Raw genomic sequence first — 21,055 nt, 5'->3', positions numbered from 1 at the left:
CCGCGCCTCAGGGTCCCCGGGTCCCGTGGAGCCGGGGACCCGGCGGAGCCCCGGCGCGCTACAGCTTCTGCACCGGCGCGTAGCGCAGCAGCAGTCGCTTCGGCTTGTCGTCCCCGAAGTCGATCGTCGCCTGCGCGTCGGCGCCCGCTCCCCGGACCTCCATGACGGTGCCGAGACCGAACTGGTCGTGCGTGACCCGGTCTCCGACGGTCAGCGCGACGACCGGCTTGTCGGCGGCCCGGCGCGTCGCGAACCCCGAGGGGCCCGCCTTCGTACGCGACGAGGACAGGAACGCCTCGGGCGAGGTCCCGAACGAGGCCTTGCCGCCGCCGGAACCACGCAGGGGACCGGCCGGCTTCTGGGACGCGCCCGTCCGCTTCCACTGCAGGTACTCCGGCGGGATCTCCTCCAGGAAGCGCGAGGGCGGGTTGTACGAGGGGGTGCCCCATGCGCTGCGCATCGAGGAGCGGGTCAGGTAGAGCCGCTCGCGCGCCCGGGTGATGCCCACGTACGCGAGGCGTCGCTCCTCCTCCAGTTCCTTGGTCTGGCCGAGCGCGCGCATGTGCGGGAAGACCCCGTCCTCCATGCCGGTCAGGAAGACCACCGGGAACTCCAGGCCCTTCGCCGTGTGCAGGGTCATCAGCGTGATGACGCCAGAACCGTCCTCGTCCTCGTCCGGGATCTGGTCGGAGTCGGCGACGAGCGCGACCTGTTCCAGGAACTCGGCGAGCGTGCCGCCCGTGGCGCCGGCCGCCGATGTCCCGGCGGCGTCGTCGCCCTCACGGGCCTGCTCGAATTCGAGTGCCACCGCCGCGAGTTCCTGGAGGTTCTCGATCCGCGTCTCGTCCTGCGGGTCGGTCGACGCCTGGAGTTCGGCGAGGTAGCCCGTACGCTCCAGCACCGCTTCCAGTACCACCGCGGGGCCCGCGCCGGACTCGACGATCGTACGCAGCTCCTCCATCAGCGCGTTGAAGCGCTTGACGGCGTTGGTGGAACGCGCGGCCATGCCGAAGGCCTCGTCCACCCGCCGCAGCGCCTGCGGGAAGGTGATCTTCTCGCGCATCGCGAGGGCGTCGATCATCGCCTCCGCGCGCTCGCCGATGCCGCGCTTGGGGACGTTGAGGATGCGGCGGAGCGGGACGTTGTCCTCGGGGTTCGCCAGCACGCGCAGGTACGCGAGGACGTCGCGGACCTCCTTGCGCTCGTAGAAGCGGACGCCGCCGACGACCTTGTAGGGGAGGCCGACGCGGATGAAGATCTCCTCGAACACGCGCGACTGCGCGTTGGTCCGGTAGAAGATCGCGACGTCGCCCGCCTTGGCGTCGCCGGCGTCCGTCAGCCGGTCGATCTCGTCGGCGACGAACTGGGCCTCGTCGTGCTCGGTGTCCGCGACGTAGCCGGTGATGACGGCGCCGGTCCCGGCCTCGGTCCACAGGTTCTTCGCGCGGCGGTTCTCGTTGCGTTCGATGACCGCGTTGGCGGCGGAGAGGATCGTCTGGGTGGAGCGGTAGTTCTGCTCCAGCAGGATCGTCGTCGCGTTCGGATAGTCCTCCTCGAACTGGAGGATGTTGCGGATGGTCGCGCCGCGGAAGGCGTAGATCGACTGGTCGGCGTCACCCACGACGCACAGCTCGGCGGGCGGCAGGTCCGGGTATCCGGTGCCCACGAGCTCGCGCACCAGCGTGTACTGGGCGTGGTTGGTGTCCTGGTACTCGTCCACCAGGACGTGCCGGAAGCGGCGCCGGTAGTGCTCGGCGACGTCCGGGAACGCCTGGAGCAGGTGGACGGTGGTCATGATGATGTCGTCGAAGTCGAGCGCGTTCGCCTCGCGCAGCCGTCCCTGGTACATCGCGTACGCCTGCGCCAGGGTCTTCTCGAAGCCGTCCACGGCCTGGTCGGCGAAGGCTTCCTCGTCGATCAGCTCGTTCTTGAGGTTCGAGATCTTGGCGTTGAAGGCCTTCGGCGGGAACTTCTTCGGGTCCAGGTCGAGGTCCCGGCAGACGAGCGCCATCAGGCGCTTCGAGTCGGCCGCGTCGTAGATCGAGAAGGACGAGGTGAAACCGAGGCGCTTGGACTCGCGGCGCAGGATGCGGACGCACGCGCTGTGGAAGGTGGAGACCCACATGGCGTTCGCGCGGGGGCCGACGAGGCCTTCGACGCGCTCCTTCATCTCGCCGGCGGCCTTGTTGGTGAAGGTGATCGCCAGGATCTGACCGGGGTGGACCCCGCGCGCGGCCAGCAGGTGCCCGATGCGGTGGGTCAGCACCCGGGTCTTGCCGGAGCCGGCGCCGGCCACGATGAGCAGCGGGGAGCCCGCGTGCACCACGGCGGCGCGCTGCTCCGCGTTCAGCCCCTCCAGGAGCGCCGCCGGGTCGATGACCGGCTTGGGCGCCCCGTTGCGGTAGTAGGCGTCCCCGGTCATGGGCACGTCGAACCGGCCCCCGAAGAGGTCGTCCGCGCCCGGCTCGGGGGCGGGGTGGTCCTCGGGTGGCGGGGGGACCTCGTCGGAGGGGGTGAGGTCCGCCAGGAAACTGTCGTCAAAGAGGCTGCTCATCGCTTTCCGAGTCTAGAGGCCGGGACCGACAAGCCAGTACGAGTTCCAGCAGACCGGGGAAACGCAGGTCCAGGTCGGCCCGGCGCAGCGTGAGGTAGAGCTTGCGGCCCTGCGGGCGCTGGCAGATCACGCCGCTCTCGCGGAGCGTCTTGAGGTGGTGCGTCACGCTCGACCGGGGCAGGTCCGGCGCCACCTCGCCGCAGAACGCCTCCCCGCCGGACGCGAGCTTGCGGACGATCTCCAGCCGGACGGGATGCCCGAGGGCCGCGAGGACCTCGGTGATCTCGAGGTCCTCGGCGGCGGGGTGGGTCAGCTCAGCAGCGGCAGCCATGGCCCAACTGTACGCAGATGTCGTAAGGACCTTGCCGGACCGTTCGAACATCTCGTACAGTCGCACCCACGGCGACCGTACGAAATATTCGAACGGTTGCCATTGCCCCGTTGCCCCGTTGTCCGTCACCCGCGCTCCGGAAGGACCCCCATGACCGACGCCGCCGTGCCCGACGCCGCCATGACCCACGCCACGCCCGACGCCGCCACGCCCGACGCCCTGTCCGACCCCCTGTCCGACGCCGCCCTCGCCGCCTCCCTCGACGGCGGCTTCACCAGCCACCACGCCGACGTCAACGGCACCCGCCTGCACTACGTCCAGGGCGGCAGCGGCGATCCGCTCGTGCTCCTCGGAGGCTGGCCGCAGACCTGGTGGCAGTGGCGCAAGGTGCTGCCCGCTCTCGCCGCCCGCTATCGCGTGCTCGCCGTCGACCTGCGCGGCATGGGCGGCTCCGCCAAGCCCGCGGCCGGCTACGACAAGAAGACCCTGGCCCACGACCTCCACGCGCTGCTCGGCCGGCTCGGCATCGGCTCCGCGCACGTCGTCGGCCACGACATCGGCGCGATGGTGGCCTACGCGCACGCCGCCAACCACCCCGGGGCGACCCGCAAGATCGCCCTCCTGGACGTGTCCCACCCCGAGGAGAGCTGGGCCCACGAGACCCTGCTCCCGCGACAAGGGGTGTTCCACAAGTGGTGGTTCGCCTTCAACCAGGTCCACGGCCTGCCCGAGCAGCTGCTCGCCGGCCGCTCCCGCGTCCTGCTGGACTGGCTCTTCGACCACGCCTGCGCCGACCCCGACTCCGTCGACGCGCACGCCCGCGCGGTGTACGCCCGCGCCTACGATGCACCGGAGGCCGTGCGGGCGGCCAACGACTGGTACCGGACCTTCACCCAGGACATCGCCGACCTCGCGACGTACGACCCGGTGACCGCGCCGCTCCTGGCCCTCGGCGGCGAGTACAGCAACTACGAGAGCCTGGTCACGGCCGTTCCCGCCCTCGGGACCGACACCCGCGTCGTCCGCGTCGACGGCAGCGGCCACTACCTGCCGGAGGAGCGGCCGGAGGCCGTCGTGGAGCAGCTGACCCGCTTCCTGGGGTGACCGGGAGCCCCCGTACGCTCGACGCCATGGACGTACTGATCAGCGTTTTCCTCGGCCTTCACATCATCGGCATAGCCTCGCTCCTCGGCGGTTTCCTCACGCAGATGAAGGCGATGGGCGCCGGCACCGCCCGCTTCGTGCCCGCGATGCTGCACGGCGCGCTGACGATGCTGGTGACCGGCGTGCTGCTGGTGGGCTTCCGCGAGATGGACGGCGGCACCGTCGACAACGTCAAGATCGGTGTGAAGCTGGCGGTCCTGTTCGTCGTCCTGGCGCTGGTCTACGTCAAGCGCGACGAGGAGCGGGTGGACAAGGCGTTGTTCGGCGCGGTCGGCGGTCTGACCATGGCCAATATCTTTATCGCCGTCCTCTGGCACTGACCGTTCACTAACGGTCAGTTCGGAGCATCCCGTCATCTCTCCGTTACCTCCAGGCTTAGCGTCCTCCCCCAAGACCAACGGAAGGACGTGACGCCCCCGTGGCCAGTCATCGAAAGCCCAGGCAGCGCCCGCTCTCCGGCGGCCCCGTACGGACCGCGGCCACCACCCTCGCCCTTGCGGGCGCTGCCACCGCCACCGCCTTCGAAGGCACCTCGCAGGCCGAGCCCCGCCAGACGCCCACCCAGGTCAAGGCGGAGGTGGACCGGCTCTACCAGGACGCCGAAGCGGCAACGGAGCAGTACAACGGGGCGAAGGTGAAGGCCGACGAGGCCGAGCGCGCGCTGTCGGGCCTGCGCGACGAGGCCGCCCGCAAGGCCGACCGCCTGAACGCGGCCCGCAGCGCGCTCGGTGCGCTCGCCGCCGGCCAGTACCGCAGCGGCGGTCTGGGGCCCGCCGTCCAACTGGCGATGTCCGGGAACCCGCAGGAGTACCTCGACCGGGCCGCGTTCCTCGCCCGGACCGGCAACCGCACGGCCGCGGAGGTGGCCTCCGTACGCCGCGGGCTCGACGAGGCCGACCGGGTGCGCGACCAGGCGGCCGGGCGGCTCGCGGACCTGCGGGCGCGCCAGGACGAACTCGCCGCCGCCAAGGCCGCCGTCGAGGGCAAGCTGAACGCCGCCGAGCGGCTGCTGGACAAGCTCACCGCCGAGGAACGGGCCGCCTACGAGGCGCAGTCCGCGCCCGCCTCCGGACCGCAGAGCCCGTCGTCCGTCCCGGTGGGGGACGGGAGCCGCGCCGCCCGCGCGGTGGCGTTCGCGTACGGGGCCGTCGGCAAGCCGTACGTGTGGGGCGCCACCGGACCGGCTTCCTTCGACTGCTCGGGCCTGACCCAGGCGGCCTGGGGCGCGGCCGGGGTCTCGCTGCCCCGCACCACCTACACCCAGATCAACGCCGGACAGCGCGTCTCCCGCGACCGGCTGGCCCCCGGCGACCTGGTGTTCTTCTACTCCGGCATCACGCACGTGGGCCTCTACATCGGCGACGGCAAGATGATCCACGCCCCGCACCCCGGCGCGACGGTCCGCGTCGCCCCCATCGACTCGATGCCCTGGGCCGGGGCGGCCCGCCCCGCGTAGCCGACGGCCGGGTCCTACGGCGCCTTGACCGTCTTGCTCAGCCAGCCGAAGGTCTGCGGGATCTGCTTGGACCACGAGTCGAGGTTGTGGCCCCCGGTCACCCGCTCCGCGTGCACGGTGGTCGGGCTCTTCGCGATCGCCTGGAGGTCCAGGCCGGACAGGTAGCCGTCCTGCTCGGCCCCCGACATCCACAGCGACACGGCCGGCGGCGCGGGCGCGGCCGTCAGCACGTTCTTGAGGTTGTGGGTGCGGCGCAGCTCCGGGTCCTTGGCGATCAGCGACGAGGGCTCCTGGCCCGGGTCGTTGTAGCCGGACAGGGACACGGCCGCGCCGTACCGGTCCGGGTGGTTGATCGCCAGCTTGGCGGCGCAGTACGCGCCGGCCGAATACCCGGCGACGCCCCAGGTGCGGGGCTCCGCCGAGACCCGGAAGTTGTCGGTGACCATCTTGCGGACGTCGACGCTGAACCAACTGTCGGCGTTGACCTTGCCCGGGATGTTCGCGCAGCCGGTGTCCGCGTTGCCGAGCAGCATGGCGCGCGGCGAGACCAGGACGAACGGCTGCACCTTGCCGCTCTTCATCAGCGGTTCCAGTACCTCGTGCGCCTTGAGGCCCTGGAACCAGGACTTGCCCGTTCCCGGTATGCCCGGGATCAGCTCGACCACGGGGAACTTCTTGTCCTTGAAGGCGGGGTCGTCGTACTGGGGCGGCAGCCACACCATGACGTCGCCCTTGACCCCGGAGACCTTGCCGTCGAGCTCGGTCTTCCTGACGCGGCCGCCGAGTCCCTCGACCGGCTGGAAGTCCTGGCGCACCTTCGGCTCGGCCTCGACCTTCTTGCCGCCGAGCCCGTCCGCGCCGAGGTCGGGGGCGGCGGTGACGTAGCTGCCGGTGCCCAGCAGATCGCTCCAGGAGGCGTAGAAGGTCTCCTGCCGGTTCACCGCGACGAACACCAGCGCGACGGCGGTGAGCTGGGCGAAGGCCACCATCAGGCAGCGCGTGGCGACGCGTACGAGGACCGGCCCGCGCGCCCTGCCCCACAGCAGCAGCGGCAGCAGTACGGCGAGCACGGTCAGGGCGATCGCCGTGGCGAACAGGGGGGTGCCGGTCAAGCTCATCACGCCTGCCAAGAGGCGCGGCGGACGCACCGGGGTTCCCGTTCCCCGGTGCGTCGTTGATCACAGCCGCCGCGGCGGAGGACCGCCCGGCGGCGGGCCCCTCAGACCAGGCGGCGGGCCGTCGCCCAGCGGGTCAGCTCGTGCCGGTTGGAGAGCTGGAGCTTGCGAAGGACCGCGGAGACGTGCGATTCGACCGTCTTGACGGAGATGAACAGCTGCTTGGCGATCTCCTTGTACGCGTAGCCGCGCGCGATCAGCCGCAGCACCTCGCGCTCGCGCTGGGTGAGCCGGTCCAGGTCCTCGTCCACCGGCGGGGCGTCCGTCGAGGCGAACGCGTCGAGCACGAAGCCCGCGAGGCGCGGCGAGAACACCGCGTCGCCGTCCTGCACGCGGAAGACGGAGTCCACCAGGTCGGTGCCGGTGATGGTCTTGGTGACGTAGCCGCGGGCACCGCCGCGGATGACCCCGATGACGTCCTCGGCGGCGTCCGACACCGACAGGGCCAGGAACCGCACCGGGTTCTCGGCCGCCGCCATCAACGGGGCGCAGCGCCGCAGCACCTCCACTCCGCCGCCGCCGGGCAGGTGCACGTCGAGGAGCACCACCTCGGGGCGGGTGGCGGTGATGACGGTGACGGCCTGGTCCACGTCGGCCGCCTCGCCTACGACCTCGACGCCGGTCCGGGCGGTGTCGCCGATCTCGGCCTGCACGCCGGTGCGGAACATCCGGTGGTCGTCGACGAGCACCACCCGGACGTTCCTGGTCTGCTGCGCCCCGCTGTCGTCGGTCATGCCGCCCTCTCCATCTCCAGCTCGACTTCCGTGCCGCCGTCGGGCGCGGACCGCAGCCGTGCGGTCCCGCCGTGGCGCCGCATCCGGCCGATGATCGATTCTCGTACGCCCATGCGGTCGTCAGGTACCGCGTCGATGTCGAAGCCCGGCCCCCGGTCCCGTACGGAGACGAACACCGTGCGGCCCTCGACTTCCGCGTAGACCTGTACCGGCCCGCCGTCGCCACCGTACTTGGCGGCGTTGACCATCGCCTCGCGCGCGGCCTGGATCTGGGCGGCCAGCTTCTCGTCGAGCGGGCAGTCGCCGACGACGACGACCTCGATGGGGACGCCGTGGTGGTCCTCCACCTCGGCGGCCGTCTTCTTCACGGCCTCCGCGAGGGTGGCGGGTTCCTCGGCCTCGTCCTTGCCGGTGCCCTCGGGCTTGTACAGCCAGTTCCGCAGCTCGCGTTCCTGGGCGCGGGCGAGGCGGCGCACCTCGCCGACGTCCTCGGCGTTGCGCTGGATCAGGGTCAGGGTGTGCAGCACCGAGTCGTGGACGTGGGCGGCGACTTCGGCGCGTTCCTGGGCGCGGATGCGCATCAGGCGTTCCTCGGAGAGGTCCTGGGTCATCCGGATCAGCCAGGGCCCGGCGAGCAGGGCCACGCCGACGAGGACGGCGAGCGTGGCGGTGAGTACGTTGCCCAGCTGCGCGGCGGAGCCCCGTACGACGATGAAGACGGTCAGGCCCACTCCGACGAGTGCCACCCCCGCGAGCGCCCGGCCGGCCTGGAGCAGGCGCTTCTGGCGGCCCGCGGCGGCGCTCCAGTGGGCGCGGCGGGCGTTGTCGGCCTGCCGCCACACCAGGACGACCCCGGCGCCGACCAGCAGCGTCGGCCAGATGTAGCGGCCGTTGGAGCCGCCGACGCGCAGCTGGGAGAAGTAGATGGCGGCGCCCACGCACAGCGCGACCAGTGCGGTGACCTGGCCCTTGTCGGGCTTGCGCAGCCGCCGGGTGCCGTCGGGGAGGGTCTCGAAGTAGGAGCGGTGGCCGGTGCGGCCGCCCACGCCGAGCGGTACGAAGACCCAGAACGCGGCGTACAGCAGCACGCCGAGGCCGTCCCCCCACATGAACATGGCGAGGAACACGAGCCGGACCCAGATCACGGGCAGCCCGAGGTGCCCGGCGAGTCCGCGCGCGACCCCACCGAGCATCCGGCCGTCGGCGCTGCGGTAGAGCTTGCGGTGCGGGGCGTCCTCCGGGTCCTTCGGCGCGTTCGGGATGCGGGGGGCGGCGGCTACGGGCATGTCACCGATGGTCACATGCCCGGAGGTCCGGGGGCATCAGGGCGTTCCCCCAGTTCAACCCGGGGGATATCAGGGTTGTGCCAGGGTCGGGCCTGATGCCGGGGGTCCGGGCGGCCCGTCAACATGGACCCATGACCGAAGTACACGACTCCCCGCCGCAGGATGCCGGGGCCGCCGCCCCGGACGGGCGTCCTGCGCTGCGCCGCAGCAAACGCGACAAGGTCCTCGCGGGCGTGTGCGGCGGTCTCGGCCGGTATTTCGACCTGGACCCGGTGGTCTTCCGCATCGTGCTCGGTGTGCTCGCGGTCACCGGAGGCGTCGGCCTGATCTTCTACGGGTTCGCCTGGCTGTTCCTCCCGCTGGACGGCGAGGAGGACTCCGAGGCGAAGAAGCTGCTCACGGGCCGGGTCGAGGGGGCGACGCTCGCGGCGCTGTTCGCGGCGCTGGTCGGATGCGCGCTGTTCCTGTCGATGCTGGACAACGGCGGCCTCGGCATCTTCTCGATCCTCGTGGTGCTGGCGCTCGGCGGGGCCGCCTACTGGTCCCGGCGCCACCGCGCCTCGGCGCCGCCGGAGCCGGCTTCGCCCGAGGCCCAGCGGTCGGCGGCCGCGCACCGGCCGGTGCCGCCGCCCGAGACCCAGGCGCCGCCCGTGCCCGGCACTCCTTCCTGGTGGCGGGATCCGCTGGTGAAGGACGGCACCACCGGCCCCGTCGGCTCGACGGGTTACCTGTGGGGGCCGGACGACAGCGCGGCCCCGAGCGGCCCGGCCCCGGCGGCCGCCGCGTCCCCCTCCCGGGCGGCGGTCCGGTCGGGCGGGATCGGCGGCAGGGTGTTCGTCCTGGCGCTGCTGGCGGGCGGGGGTTCCTGCGCGGCGGTGTGGCAGGGCAGCACCCTCTCGCACGCCCTCCAGGTCGGGCTGGCAGCGGCGCTGGCCGTCTTCGGACTGGGCCTCGCGGTCAGCTCGCTCAAGGGCCGCACCGGCTTCGGCACGATCCTGCTGTCCTTGATCACCGCCGGTCTGCTGGCGGGGGCGGCGGCGCTGCCCCGCGACGTGAGTACGGACTGGCACGACGTGCGGTGGCGGCCGGCCGCGGTGGCCGACGTACGGCCGCAGTACACCTCGGGGACCGGGCTCGCCACCTTGGACCTGAGCCGCCTGGACGTGGCGAAGGGCAGCACCCTGAGCATCCGGGCGTCGATCGACGCGGGCCGGCTCAAGGTGGTCGTGCCCCGCGAGGTCACCGCGCAGACGGACATCTCGATCCGGGTGGGCGACATCCGGCTGCCCGGCGAGTCGAGCCGGGACGTGCGGATCAAGAGCGGTGGCGAGACACGGCGGGCGACGCTGCCCCCGGCCGCCGGCACCGAAGCCGGCGGAACGATCGAGCTGCACCTGGACGCGGGTGTGGGACAGGTGGAGGTGGCCCGTGCGGCGTCATGAGTTCCAGCCTGGACGGCTGATCGCGGGCCTGGTGCTGCTCGCGGGCGGGGTGCTCTACCTGCTCGACGCGACCGGCGAGACCGACGCGCCGTGGTACGCCGTCGTCCCGCTCACGGTCGGCGGTTTCACCCTGGCCGCCCTGGCCGGTCTGGTGACCTACGCCGTGCGCCGCGACCGGCGCGAGCGCAGCAGCGCGTCCAGCGACCAGTAGGGCGCCCCGGCCAGGACCAGCGGCAGCCAGGCCATCAGGTAGGCCAGGTCATTGCCGTAGTAGTACGGGGAGACGGCCCAGGAGACGGTGAGCCACAGGCTGAGCGAGATCAGCGCGCCGCCGGTGGCCGCCAGCCGGGTCAGCAGGCCCGCGAGGACGCCGAGGCCGACGAGCAGTTCACCGACGCCGATGGCCGCGGCGAAGCCGACGGGGGCGTTGAGGGCCAGGTCCACCAGGGCGGGGACCGCGGAGGTGTCCCGTACGCCGTGCATCAGCTCGCCGATGGAACCGGGGCCGGAGGCGGACAGGAACGCGGAGTCGGTCAGCTTGTCCAGACCCGCGTAGACGAAGGTCACGCCGAGGAAGATCCGCAGCGGGAGGAGCGCGTACCGGGCGGCGCGGTCCCGCGGGCCGGAAGGGGCGGCGGAAGCAACATCAGTTCGGGTCACGCCCCATGTGTACCCGGTTCACTCGGCCACGTCGATGGTGCAGCGGTTGGATTCCACTCCTGCGGCGGTGACCACTTGGACCTCGATGCGCCCGGGTTCCACTTCCGCGGGGACCGGCACCGTCAGGACCGTGTCCGACGGGTTGGCGAAGCCGCCCGCCACCGGCACCAGCGGCACGTGGACGTGCACGGCCCCGATCCGCACCACCAGCCGGGCCAGCATCTCCGGCGTCTGCGCCCCGGGCGGCACGAATCCCACGCCCCGGATCTCGATGTCGTCGCCGGGGCGGACGGCCGCGTCCAGGTCCCCGGGCTCCCGTCTGCGCACCACCGACAACACCAGCGGTCGGCTGCCCTCCGCGTACTTCGCCGCGAGGTACACCGCCGCCGACAGCGCCACCAGCAGGGTCAGCGCCCACGGCAGCCGCGGCAGCCGGTCGGGGAAGCGGGCCAGCGACACCGCCGCGAAGGCCAGCACCACCGTGGAGACCAGCACGTACTGGGCGTCGGGGAAGCTGCCCCGCCCGGCGTCGTCGGTCAGCAGGTCGGCGCCGCTGGGCTGGTCCGCGGGGAGCTTCTGGAGCCGCTGGCCCATGATGCGTACGCACACCACCCGGCGCACCAGCACCGCCACGCCGGAGGTCAGCGCGAGCACCGCCAGCAGCGGCAGCGCCCGCCCGAGCGCGAGCCCCTGGTACAGGGCCTGGCGTTCCGGTCCCGGCGAGGAGGCGGCCAGGCGCAGCGCGGGCAGCAGTGCGGCGAAGGCGGTCAGCACCAGCCAGGCGACCGGTACCGCCTTGGAGGTGGACAGCCGGTTGTCCTCGCCGACCAGCGGGGCCAGCAGTCCGCCGCGCAGCGACTGCGCCCGTGCGGCGACGGTCAGCAGCCCGGCCAGCACCAGCGCCGCCAGCAGCCCCGCGGTGCGGGCGGTGGACCAGCCGGTGCCGAGCGCGGTGCCGATCTGGACCACCAGCAGCACTCCGGCGGCGATCCACAGGGTGAGGACGGCCCGGCGGGAGAGCAGGTACAGCCAGGAGTGACCGGCCTCGCGGCCCCGGTCGGCGACGGTGCGCGCGGACAGGGTCAGCTCGTCGGAGACCCACTGCCGCGACGCCCCGGCGGAACGGGCCACCGCGGCCGGCAGGCCCTGCCCGGCGGCGAACTCCTCCCGCTTCTCCAGGAACGCGGCCACCGCGCGGCGGTGGCCCTCCCGTGCGCCGTGCGGGCAGTCGTCGCAGGTGCAGGTGCCGCCGTGGGTGCTTCGGGGGATCTCTTGGACAGCCACGTGCGTGCCGCCTCTCTGAACTTCGGTGCAATGCCAGCGAATTGTGCACCACTGCGGCAGTGCTCCGGATTGCGCACGATGTCAGAGCAGGTGATTAACCGTTCATGATGTTGACGTCACCCGTCCGGCTGCCCTCCGTGCCGTGCGGCGGGGGCGCGTCCGCCACCGTCTGGCGCAGCGGCTGGTAGCTCACCCAGGCGGCCAGATCCGTCCCGAACCGCTCCCGCGTCGCCACCGCCGCGCGGTGCTCGATGGGCACCGGTTTCCCCGCAGCCCGCGCGATCAGCTGCACCTGCGCCGCCCGCTCGGCGGCGATGAACCACCACAGCGCCGCCTCCACGGAGTCCCCGACGGTCAGCAGGCCCCGGTTGCGCAGGATCAGCGCCTTGTACGGGCCGAGCGCGCGCCCGATCCGCGCCGGGTCGTCCGCCCCCGCGAACGCGTCCAGCAGCGCGTGGTCCTCGTAGAAGGCGCAGGCCTCCTCCGTGACCGGGGCCAGCAGTTCACCGAGGCAGGCCAGCGCCCTGCCGTACGGGCCCTGCGTGCGTACGACGGCCACCACTGCGGGCCGCTCCCGGTGGACGGCGGCGTGCACGGCGAAGGCCAGCTGGTTCACCCGCCGTTCCCCCCGCAGCACCCGGCCCTCCCCGTCGACCAGCAGCAGGTCGTCGGCGGTGAGCGAGCCGAAGGCCCGCCCGAAGGGGTTCACCCAGTAGCAGTCCTCGAACTCCGGGTCCCGTACGGAGACCTGCCCGGCCACCCCGTCCTCGTACCCCAGCCGCCCCAGCAGCCGCAGCCCCTCGGTGAGCCGCTCCCTGCGGTGCGCCCGGGCCTCCCTGGCGGTGGCGAAGACCGGCGGCATCGCGAAGCCGAGCCGCTCCGCGGGCACGGGTACGGGTACCGGTACGGGTCGTTCGGCCACGGCCCCCCTCCTTCGTCTCGGGTCGCGGCGCAAGGTACCGGCGCCCGCCCGAAGAGGCCATACACGCGGCGGAGCCGCCGCTCCCCCCAGGGAACGGCGGCTCCGTCAGGCGCTTCGGAAGGGGCTGCCCCCCTCCGCGGGCGGCCCTACTCCCACTCGATGGTGCCCGGCGGCTTGCTGGTGCAGTCCAGGACCACGCGGTTCACGTCCGCCACCTCGTTGGTGATGCGGGTGGAGATCTTCGCGAGGACCTCGTACGGCATGCGCGTCCAGTCCGCGGTCATCGCGTCCTCGGACGACACGGGACGCAGCACGATCGGGTGGCCGTAGGTGCGGCCGTCACCCTGCACGCCCACGCTGCGCACGTCGGCGAGCAGGACGACCGGGCACTGCCAGATCTCCCGGTCCAGGCCGGCCGCGGTGAGCTCCTCGCGGGCGATGGCGTCGGCCTCGCGCAGCAGGTCCAGGCGCTCCTTGGTGACCTCGCCGACGATGCGGATGCCGAGGCCGGGGCCAGGGAAGGGCTGGCGGTGGACGATCTCGTCCGGCAGGCCGAGCTCCTGGCCGACCATCCGGACCTCGTCCTTGAACAGCTGGCGCAGCGGCTCGACGAGCTCGAACTCGATGTCGTCGGGGAGGCCGCCCACGTTGTGGTGGGACTTGATGTTGGCGGTGCCGGTGCCGCCGCCGGACTCCACGACGTCCGGGTACAGGGTGCCCTGGACCAGGAAGGCCACCGCCGGGCCGCCCTCGGCCTCCGCGATGATCTCGGCCTGGGCCTGCTCGAAGACGCGGATGAACTCGCGGCCGATGATCTTCCGCTTGGTCTCCGGGTCGGAGACGCCGGCGAGCGCGTTCAGGAAGCGCTCCTGTGCGTCGACGACCTTGAGCTGGACGCCCGTTGCGGCGACGAAGTCCTTCTCGACCTGCTCGGTCTCGCCCTTGCGCATCAGACCGTGGTCGACGTACACACAGGTCAGCTGCGAGCCGATGGCCTTCTGGACGAGGGCCGCGGCGACGGCGGAGTCCACGCCGCCGGAGAGGCCGCAGATGGCGCGCTTGTCGCCGACCTGCTCGCGGATGGCCTCGACCTGCTCCTCGACGATGTTGCCGGTGGTCCAGGTGGGCTTGAGGTTCGCCCCGCGGTAGAGGAAGTGCTCCAGCACCTGCTGGCCGTGCGTGGAGTGCATGACCTCGGGGTGGTACTGCACGCCGTACAGCTTCTTCTCGTCGTTCTCGAACGCGGCGACGGGGACGACGTCGGTCGAGGCGGTGACGGAGAAGCCCTCGGGGGCGGCGGAGCAGGCGTCGCCGTGCGACATCCACACCGACTGGTTCTCGGGGGTGCCCTCGAAGAGGGTGGAGCCGGACTTGGAGACGGCAAGGGGGGTGCGGCCGTACTCGCGGGCGCCGGTGTTGTCGACCTGCCCGCCGAGGGTGGTCGCCATCAGCTGGAAGCCGTAGCACATGCCGAAGACGGGAACCCCGGCCTCGAAGATGGCGCGGTCGAGCTGCGGGGCGCCCTCTTCGTACACGGACGACGGGCCGCCGGAGAGGATGATCGCCTTGGGGTCCTTGGCCAGCATTTCGGCCACGGGCATGGTGCTGGGCACGATCTCGCTGTAGACCCGTGCCTCGCGGACGCGGCGGGCGATGAGCTGGGCGTACTGCGCGCCGAAGTCGACGACGAGAACGGTGTCCGGGGCGTTGTCGTGGGCGGCGGAGGGTGCTTCTGGCACGGGGGCGGCCTTCCGGCGGAGAAAAGGTGGCTGTTTTGTCGATTCTAACGGCGGTGGCACCCCCCGGTTCGTCGTACCGTCCGAAGGTCTGCGGCCGTCACCCAAGGTGACGGGCGGCTCACGAAAAGCACCCGGGGACGCGTCTCACCATCCGGGCCGGGTTGGCCGCGAGGGGTGCGGAGGGTAATAATCCGTCCCATGCGCAAGCAGCTGAGCTTCCTCTTTACCTATGGCACCGGCCGGTCCGGTCGCCATGGGTCCTCGTGATGCTCGCTTGAGCCGCTGAATTCCCAGAGCGCCCCGGTCCGACAGGACCGGGGCGCTCCGCGTTTCCGCTCCTGACGGCACGACCCACAGGAGAACCCCCATGACCACGATCACCACCACCCCCGAGCAGCTGATCGCCGACTCCCGCGAGCGCATCGACGCGATCGACGACCGGATCATCGGCCTGATCCACGAGCGGATGGCCGTCTCGACGGTCATCCAGGAGGCCCGGATCTCCTCCGGCGGCCGACGGGTGCACCTGTCCCGCGAGATGGAGGTGCTCTCCCATTGGAGCGACGCCCTCGGCAAGCCCGGCACCTCGCTCGCCATGACCCTGCTGGAGCTGTGCCGCGGCCGCGTCTGAGGCCTTCGGGCGCCCCGGTGGCCGGTTGTTCTTCACCCGTCCGGAGCGTGACCGGCACCGCGGGCCTTCGTTGATGCCGGTGACCGCGCCAGCCAGGCGCGGGTCGGCACCACCACGCGTGGCTCCACGGGAGCGATGAGACGCACCGCCCGGCGGGCGTGCGTCGTGGGACCTCGCTCCCGCGCGTGACCGGACGGCAGGGGACAGCAGCCCGGTCACCCCCAAGAGGACGGCCGGCCCGGGGGACGCCCCGGACCGGCCGTTCTCACCTCACTCCCCGGGGGCGACCGCAAGGCCCTGCCCCCAGGACCGCCGGGCCCTGTCCCGGCGACAGGAATTAGCCGCGGACGCCCCGCCGACGGACGGCCACGTACAGCGCGCCGCCCGCCGCGACCAGCGCCGCGGCGCCGACGGCGATCGGTGCGACCGTGCTGCCGGTGGAGGCCAGGTTGCCGCCCTGCGCGGTGGTTCCCGTACCGGCGGCGGACGCCTTCGCCGAGGGCGAGGCGCTCGCCGACGCGCTCGCGCTCGGCGTCGGGGACGGAGACGGGCTGCCGCTCGCCGACGGGCTCGGGCTCGGGCCGGTGCCCGTACCGCCCTTGGCGTTGATGACGACGGCCGCGGTGTTGTCCGCCGCGTTCGGGTCGAAGGCGTGCGGGCGCGGCGCGCTCGTGCCCCAGTCGCCGACGGTGACGGTGCCCTTGGCGTCCTCCACCACCTTCTCGATCTTCACGTCGAAGGGGTAGACGACCTTCTCGTTCTCGCCGACCCGGCTGCCGAGCGCGCACTCGTAGCGCGGCGCGCCGAGCTGCTCGGCGCGCTTGGTGCCGTCCGCGTCGACGGCGAGGCACTCCTGCGGCTTGGCGGTGACCTTCGCGCCCTCGGGGACGACGACGACCGTACGGGCCAGGGAGTCGGCCGGGTTCGCGGCGTGGATCCAGGCCGGGCCCTTGTTCTCGAACACGAACGCGGTGGAGAGGGTGTCGCCCACCTTGCCCTTGAGGGACACCGGGCTCGTCGTGAAGTCGGCGGTGTTCTCGGTGTGGAACGCGAACTCGCGCCGGTTGTCCCCCGGGTTCAGGTCCGAGGCGCGCAGCGCGGGCGCTGCCGGGGCGCTCTTGGCGGGGCTCACGCCCAGCTTCCGGCCGGCCCGGGCCTTGCTGCTCGACGCCGCGGCCTTCGGCTCGTCGCCGGCCGGGTAGATGCCGTAGCGCAAGACGTCGTCGTAGGCGCGCTTCGTGGCCTTGATGTGGAGCGGGCTGTCACCGGCCAGCTCGTAGACCGCGCCGGGGACGAAGTCCCCCTCGACGGTGCACAGGACGGTGGTCAGGTCACCGGCGGTGCGGGTGCGGCAGTTGTCGTACGCCTCGACGAGCTCCATGCCGCGCGTCGTGCCCAGTTCGAGGACCACGCCCTTCGCCGCCTGCGTGCCCTCGTTGGCGAACACGAGGGGCATGGGCTGGCTTTCGCCCGGCTTGAGGTCCTTCTTGAGCTGCATCTCCCGCATCACCAGGTCGGGGCCCCCGACGCTGACCTTGGTGGTGAGGGGGGTGACGGTGGCGCCGGGAACCTTGCCCGTCACCGTGATCTCGCCCGTCGCTCCCTTCGCGGCGCCCTTCGCGGCGGCGACGTCCAGTTCGAGGCTGACCGGCAGGCCCTTGTAGGCGCAGACCAGCTCGCCGTCCTTCTCCTCGCACTGGTGGGAGGAGTCACTCGCGTGGTCCCTGACGGTCGCGACCCCGGCCACCTTGCGCAGGTCGACCGTGAACAGGCCGGCGAAGGGGGCGCCGGTGGCGGGGTGGTCCAGGGTGATGCTCAGCCGCTGTTCCCTGGCGCCGGCGCCGTCCATGGGCAGCGGGAGTTCCAGGGCGGAGGGGCCGACGAGGGGAAAGACGGAGTCCGCGGCGTTCGCGGGAATGGCGGCCGTCCCCAGGGCCACCAGGCCGCACGCGGCCAGCAGGGAGATGCGCTTTCTCATGTCCCCCTTGACCCCCGAACGTGCGGTCCAGTTGCCCGCCCCGCTGTGTGATGGACACCACAGCCCCCTTGAGGGGATTCCGCTACAACCTTCTACGTCGGCCACCGGTCACTCATGTGTGATCGGCGGGTACCGCGCTCGGAGGGGGAGCGCGGTGCCCGCCGCTGTCGTACCGGGGTCCCGAGCCGTCAGTTCCCGGATTCCGTTTGCCGCGGCGGAACCTGCGGCACCGCGAGGAACGGCAGCCGCAACGCGCCGAAGGCCTCCTTCGGGACGGCCGGGGCGACCGGTTCCACCGCGGCGAGACGGACGTATCCGGCGCCCTGCTCGGGACGCGGGTCGGGCTCACCGTTGTTGGGCCAGTACGACATCGCCCGCTCCGCCTGCGCCGTGATCGTCAGCGACGGATTGACGCCGAGGTTCGCGGAGACGGCCGCACCGTCGACCACCGAGATGCCCGGGTGCCCGTACAGCCGGTGGTAGGGGTCCACGACGCCCTCCTCGGGCGAGGCGCCGATCGGGCAGCCGCCGAGGAAGTGCGCGGTCAACGGGGTGCCCATGAGCTCGCCGACGTTGCTGCCGGGGAAGCCGTTGATCTCCTCGGCGAGCAGGGTGGCGGCTTCGGTGGCTTCCGCGATCTGTACCGGGTTGGGCGCGCCGTGGCCCTGGCGGGCGGTCAGCAGGCCCTTGCCCAGACCGCCGGGCTTGCGGTACGTGGTCAGGGAGTTGTCCAGCGACTGCATGACGAGGCCGATGATGGTCCGCTCCGACCAGCGGCGGTTGGAGAGCGAACGCAGCAGCTGCACCGGGTGGGTGGCGGTCCGGGCGAACCAGGACCGTACCCGGTGCTTGTGGTGGGGGACTTGGAGGATGGTCAGGAACCCCATGGCGTTGGAGCCCTTGCCGTAGCGGACGGGCTCGATGTGGGTGTCCGCGTTGGGGTGCACCGACGAGGTGATGGCCACGCCCCTGGTGAAGTCGGCCCGGGCGGCGGCACCGTGGCGCCTGCGGTAGCGGCGGTCGTCGGTCTGGGCGCCGACCAGGCCCTCGGAGTTGGTGCGGGTGAGGTCGCCGAGCCGGTCGGAGACGCGGGGAAGTTCACCGCGGTCCTTCATCGCGTGCAAGAGGGTCTGGGTGCCGTACGTACCCGCGGCGACGACCACGTACCGGGCGCGCAGCACCTTCGCCGGACCCCTGCGCCGGTTGTCGGTCGGCACGGTGCGCACGCGGTGGCCGCCGTCTGGGTGTTCGGACAGGGCGGTGACGGTGGTCATGGGGTGGATGACGGCGCCCGCGCGTTCCGCGAGGTGGAGGTAGTTCTCGGCGAGGGTGTTCTTGGCGCCGTGGCGGCAGCCGGTCATGCACTCGCCGCATTCGGTGCAGGCCTTGCGGGCGGGCCCGGCGCCGCCGAAGTACGGGTCGGGCACCTCCTCGCCCGGCCGGGCCTTCCCGTGCCCGTCGGCGTCCTCGCCGTCCCCGAAGAAGACGCCGACCGGGGCCATGTGGAAGGAGTCCCCGACGCCCATCTTCTCCGCGACGGCCTTGAGGTGGACGTCGGAGGGGGTCATCGTCGGGTTGAGCCGTACGCCGAGCATCCGCTTGGCCTGGTCGTAGTACGGGGCGAGTTCCTCGCGCCAGTCGGTGATGGACGCCCACTGCCGGTCCTCGAAGAAGGCGGCGGGCGGCACGTACAGGGTGTTGGCGTAGTTGAGGGAGCCGCCGCCCACCCCGGCGCCCGCGAGCACCATCACGTTGCCGAGCAGGTGGATGCGCTGGATCCCGTACAGCCCGAGCGCCGGGGCCCACAGGTAGTTGCGCAGGTCCCAGCTGGTGCGGGGCAGGCTCTCGCGGGTGAAGCGGCGTCCTGCCTCCAGGACGCCGACCCGGTACCCCTTCTCGGTGAGCCGCAGTGCCGAGACCGACCCCCCGAAGCCCGATCCGATGACGATGACGTCGTAGTCGTATGCGTTGCCGTGGTCGTGCGACACTGCCGTGCCTCCCGGTCGGTGCTGCTAGCGCAGGCGGAGAGCCTTCATGATCTTGAGGCTGCGGGTCATGAACTCGGCGTACTTCTCGTCGTCCATGCCCAGCGAGGGCGCCATCGGCAGCAGCCGCTGGTGGGCGACGGTCTGTGCCTCGGTGTACTTGAGGATGCCCTCGGAGCCGTGCCTGCGGCCGAGGCCGGACTCCTTCATCCCGCCCATGGGCGACTGGGCGCTGCCGTAGGCCGGCGCGTACCCCTCGTTGATGTTGACGGTGCCGGTGCGCAGGCGGGCGGCGACGGCGTGGCCGCGGCGGGCGTCCTTGGTCCACACGCTGGAGTTGAGCCCGTACGGGGTCGCGTTGGCCAGGGCGACGGCCTCGTCCTCGTCGGTGAACCGGTAGACGGAGACGACGGGCCCGAAGGTCTCCTCCCCGCACACCGCCATCGGGGCGTCGACGCCGTCGAGGATGGTCGGCTCGTAGAAGAGCGGGCCGATGTCGGGGCGGGCGACGCCGCCCGCGACCAGGGTGGCGCCCTTGGCGACGGCTTCGTCCACGTGCCGCCGTACCGTCTCCAGCTGGCGCTCTCCGACGAGGGAGCCCATGTCGGCGCCATAGGCGAGGGAGTTGCCGAGCCGCATGGCCTTCGTACGGGCGGCGAAGCGCTCGACGAACGCGTCCGCGACCGAGGCGTGGACGTAGATCCGCTCGATGGAGATGCACAGCTGGCCCGCGGAGGAGAAGCAGGCGCGGACGGCGCCCGCGGCCGCCTTCTCCACGTCGGCGTCGTGCAGGACGAGCATGGCGTTCTTGCCGCCGAGCTCCAGGCTGACGCCGACCAGGCGGGCGGCCGCGCCCTGGGCCACCTCGCGGCCGGTGCGGGTGGAGCCGGTGAAGGAGACGTAGTCGGCGTGCCGGACCACCTCGGGGCCGACGACGGGGCCCTCGCCGAGCACGATCTGGAACACCTCGGCGGGCAGTCCCGCCTCGATCAGCAGGTCACGGGCCCACAGCGCGGTGAGCGCGGTCTCCGTGTCGGGCTTCATCACGACCGCGTTGCCGGCGACGAAGGCGGGCAGCGCGTCGCCGACGGACAGTTCGAGGGGGTAGTTCCACGGGGCGATCTGACCGACGACACCGCGCGGCTGGCGCAGCTCGGTGACCTTGGTCAACGTGGGCATCGCCCCCGTGTGGCTCTTGGGCCGCAGGTAGGAGGCGGCCTTGCGGCCGTAGTGGCGGGCGCCGACGGCGACGGCCTGGACCTCTTCGTGGGCGTGCAGGCGGGCCTTGCCGGTCTCCAGCTGGATCAGGTCGAGCACCTCGGCCTGCCGCTCCAGGACCAGGTCGTGGAAGCGGAGCAGGACGGCCGCGCGCCTGCGTACGGGGACGGCCGCCCAGGCGCCCTGTGCGGCCCGGGCCCGGTCGAAGGCCGTGGCCACCTCCTCGGGGGTGGCCTCGGGCAGGTCCGCGAGCTTGGCGCCGGTGAAGGGCGAGTGGTTCGCGGTACGGCCGGAGCCGATCACCCCGCGGGTCAGCCGGGTGACCAGATCGGGGGTCACCACGTCGGCCGCGGTGCGGGCGCCGGCCGGGGCGGCGGCCACCGGGTTGGTGGGCTGGGGTGCGGAGCAGAGGGGGGCGGCGGGGGCCTGCGAGTCCGTCATGGCGGTGAGCGTATGCCGCCCCGGGGCCTTTGGGTACCCGTGGGTAACCGGATTT

At 72.3% G+C, this 21,055-nt stretch carries 18 protein-coding genes; 6 read left to right on the top strand and 12 right to left on the bottom strand.

Translation table 11 applies throughout. From position 1 onward, the window contains the following. Positions 1–58: 58 nt before the first annotated feature. Both pcrA and OHA81_RS19365 read right to left on the bottom strand, forming a co-directional pair. A complete protein-coding gene (pcrA, locus tag OHA81_RS19370) occupies positions 59–2,554 on the bottom strand; it encodes a DNA helicase PcrA (RefSeq protein ID WP_329197613.1) in 2,496 nt (831 codons plus the stop codon). Then, a complete protein-coding gene (locus tag OHA81_RS19365) occupies positions 2,538–2,885 on the bottom strand; it encodes an ArsR/SmtB family transcription factor (RefSeq protein WP_329197612.1) in 348 nt (115 codons plus the stop codon). The genes pcrA and OHA81_RS19365 overlap by 17 nt, the downstream gene beginning before the upstream one ends. 150 nt (positions 2,886–3,035) lie before the next feature. Here OHA81_RS19365 and OHA81_RS19360 point away from each other — a divergent pair, with 150 nt between their 5' ends. The 3 genes from OHA81_RS19360 (at position 3,036) to OHA81_RS19350 (ending at position 5,505) form a co-directional block, all read left to right on the top strand. Beyond that, positions 3,036–3,989 (top strand): alpha/beta fold hydrolase, encoded by a 954-nt coding sequence (locus OHA81_RS19360; RefSeq protein WP_329197610.1) that lies wholly within the window; start codon positions 3,036–3,038, stop codon positions 3,987–3,989. 26 nt (positions 3,990–4,015) lie between these two features. Next, complete coding sequence (locus OHA81_RS19355) at positions 4,016–4,369, top strand: hypothetical protein (RefSeq protein WP_329197609.1); 354 nt, start codon at positions 4,016–4,018, stop codon at positions 4,367–4,369. A 98-nt stretch (positions 4,370–4,467) separates the two neighbouring features. After that, positions 4,468–5,505 (top strand): C40 family peptidase, encoded by a 1,038-nt coding sequence (locus OHA81_RS19350; protein WP_329197607.1) that lies wholly within the window; start codon positions 4,468–4,470, stop codon positions 5,503–5,505. Between the two features lie 14 nt (positions 5,506–5,519). Here the strand turns inward: OHA81_RS19350 and OHA81_RS19345 are convergent, their stop codons facing one another. The 3 genes from OHA81_RS19345 to OHA81_RS19335 all read right to left on the bottom strand — a co-directional run bounded on the left by OHA81_RS19345 (position 5,520) and on the right by OHA81_RS19335 (position 8,700). Continuing rightward, positions 5,520–6,623, bottom strand: a complete 1,104-nt coding sequence (locus OHA81_RS19345; protein ID WP_329197605.1) for an alpha/beta hydrolase — start codon at positions 6,621–6,623, stop codon at positions 5,520–5,522. Between the two features lie 101 nt (positions 6,624–6,724). Beyond that, positions 6,725–7,414, bottom strand: coding sequence for a response regulator transcription factor (locus OHA81_RS19340; RefSeq protein WP_329197603.1), 690 nt, complete (start codon positions 7,412–7,414; stop codon positions 6,725–6,727). Next, entirely contained in the window at positions 7,411–8,700 is a 1,290-nt protein-coding gene (locus tag OHA81_RS19335; protein WP_329197601.1) for a PspC domain-containing protein, read from the bottom strand. Before OHA81_RS19335 ends, OHA81_RS19340 begins: the two co-directional genes overlap by 4 nt. 131 nt (positions 8,701–8,831) lie before the next feature. On the opposite strand from OHA81_RS19335, the gene OHA81_RS19330 reads away from it, so the two are divergent. Beyond that, positions 8,832–10,142, top strand: a complete 1,311-nt coding sequence (locus tag OHA81_RS19330) for a PspC domain-containing protein (RefSeq protein WP_329197599.1) — start codon at positions 8,832–8,834, stop codon at positions 10,140–10,142. Continuing rightward, complete coding sequence (locus tag OHA81_RS19325; protein WP_329197597.1) at positions 10,129–10,353, top strand: hypothetical protein; 225 nt, start codon at positions 10,129–10,131, stop codon at positions 10,351–10,353. The genes OHA81_RS19330 and OHA81_RS19325 overlap by 14 nt, the downstream gene beginning before the upstream one ends. Here OHA81_RS19325 and OHA81_RS19320 read toward each other — a convergent pair. The 4 genes from OHA81_RS19320 to guaA form a co-directional block, all read right to left on the bottom strand. Then, positions 10,299–10,802 carry a DoxX family protein gene (locus OHA81_RS19320; RefSeq protein ID WP_329197595.1) on the bottom strand — a complete coding sequence of 168 codons (504 nt, stop codon included), beginning with the start codon at positions 10,800–10,802 and terminating at the stop codon, positions 10,299–10,301. The two genes, OHA81_RS19325 and OHA81_RS19320, sit on opposite strands and share 55 nt — an antisense overlap. A gap of 18 nt (positions 10,803–10,820) precedes the next feature. Further along, a complete protein-coding gene (locus OHA81_RS19315; protein WP_329197593.1) occupies positions 10,821–12,086 on the bottom strand; it encodes a hypothetical protein in 1,266 nt (421 codons plus the stop codon). A gap of 94 nt (positions 12,087–12,180) precedes the next feature. Further along, a complete protein-coding gene (locus OHA81_RS19310; RefSeq protein WP_329197591.1) occupies positions 12,181–13,008 on the bottom strand; it encodes a class II aldolase/adducin family protein in 828 nt (275 codons plus the stop codon). Positions 13,009–13,154: 146 nt separating this feature from the next. Beyond that, positions 13,155–14,747, bottom strand: coding sequence for a glutamine-hydrolyzing GMP synthase (guaA, locus tag OHA81_RS19305; RefSeq protein ID WP_329197588.1), 1,593 nt, complete (start codon positions 14,745–14,747; stop codon positions 13,155–13,157). A gap of 286 nt (positions 14,748–15,033) precedes the next feature. Between guaA and OHA81_RS19300 the strand changes: the two genes are divergently transcribed. Beyond that, the gene (locus OHA81_RS19300) at positions 15,034–15,378 is read left to right on the top strand and encodes a chorismate mutase (RefSeq protein WP_329202385.1); all 345 of its coding nucleotides are present in this window, start codon (positions 15,034–15,036) and stop codon (positions 15,376–15,378) included. 337 nt (positions 15,379–15,715) lie between these two features. Here the strand turns inward: OHA81_RS19300 and OHA81_RS19295 are convergent, their stop codons facing one another. The 3 genes from OHA81_RS19295 to OHA81_RS19285 all read right to left on the bottom strand — a co-directional run bounded on the left by OHA81_RS19295 (position 15,716) and on the right by OHA81_RS19285 (position 21,000). After that, positions 15,716–17,356, bottom strand: a complete 1,641-nt coding sequence (locus tag OHA81_RS19295) for a peptidase (RefSeq protein WP_329197586.1) — start codon at positions 17,354–17,356, stop codon at positions 15,716–15,718. Between the two features lie 188 nt (positions 17,357–17,544). After that, a complete protein-coding gene (locus OHA81_RS19290; RefSeq protein WP_329197585.1) occupies positions 17,545–19,344 on the bottom strand; it encodes a GMC family oxidoreductase in 1,800 nt (599 codons plus the stop codon). A gap of 24 nt (positions 19,345–19,368) precedes the next feature. Beyond that, a complete protein-coding gene (locus tag OHA81_RS19285; protein ID WP_329197583.1) occupies positions 19,369–21,000 on the bottom strand; it encodes a succinic semialdehyde dehydrogenase in 1,632 nt (543 codons plus the stop codon). Positions 21,001–21,055: the final 55 nt, after the last annotated feature.

Source organism: Streptomyces sp. NBC_00667 (assembly GCF_036226825.1).
Taxonomy (GTDB): Bacteria; Actinomycetota; Actinomycetes; order Streptomycetales; family Streptomycetaceae; genus Streptomyces.
This window is presented reverse-complemented; position numbering and strand designations above follow the sequence as displayed.

Coding starts and splice junctions, on each gene's coding strand:
- OHA81_RS19345 (WP_329197605.1), bottom strand. CDS start 6,623: ATGAGCTTGACCGGCACCCCCCTGTTCGCCACGGCGATCGCCCTGACC.
- OHA81_RS19335 (WP_329197601.1), bottom strand. CDS start 8,700: ATGCCCGTAGCCGCCGCCCCCCGCATCCCGAACGCGCCGAAGGACCCG.
- OHA81_RS19295 (WP_329197586.1), bottom strand. CDS start 17,356: ATGAGAAAGCGCATCTCCCTGCTGGCCGCGTGCGGCCTGGTGGCCCTG.
- OHA81_RS19285 (WP_329197583.1), bottom strand. CDS start 21,000: ATGACGGACTCGCAGGCCCCCGCCGCCCCCCTCTGCTCCGCACCCCAG.
- OHA81_RS19365 (WP_329197612.1), bottom strand. CDS start 2,885: ATGGCTGCCGCTGCTGAGCTGACCCACCCCGCCGCCGAGGACCTCGAG.
- OHA81_RS19340 (WP_329197603.1), bottom strand. CDS start 7,414: ATGACCGACGACAGCGGGGCGCAGCAGACCAGGAACGTCCGGGTGGTG.
- OHA81_RS19360 (WP_329197610.1), top strand. CDS start 3,036: ATGACCGACGCCGCCGTGCCCGACGCCGCCATGACCCACGCCACGCCC.
- OHA81_RS19330 (WP_329197599.1), top strand. CDS start 8,832: ATGACCGAAGTACACGACTCCCCGCCGCAGGATGCCGGGGCCGCCGCC.
- pcrA (WP_329197613.1), bottom strand. CDS start 2,554: ATGAGCAGCCTCTTTGACGACAGTTTCCTGGCGGACCTCACCCCCTCC.
- OHA81_RS19355 (WP_329197609.1), top strand. CDS start 4,016: ATGGACGTACTGATCAGCGTTTTCCTCGGCCTTCACATCATCGGCATA.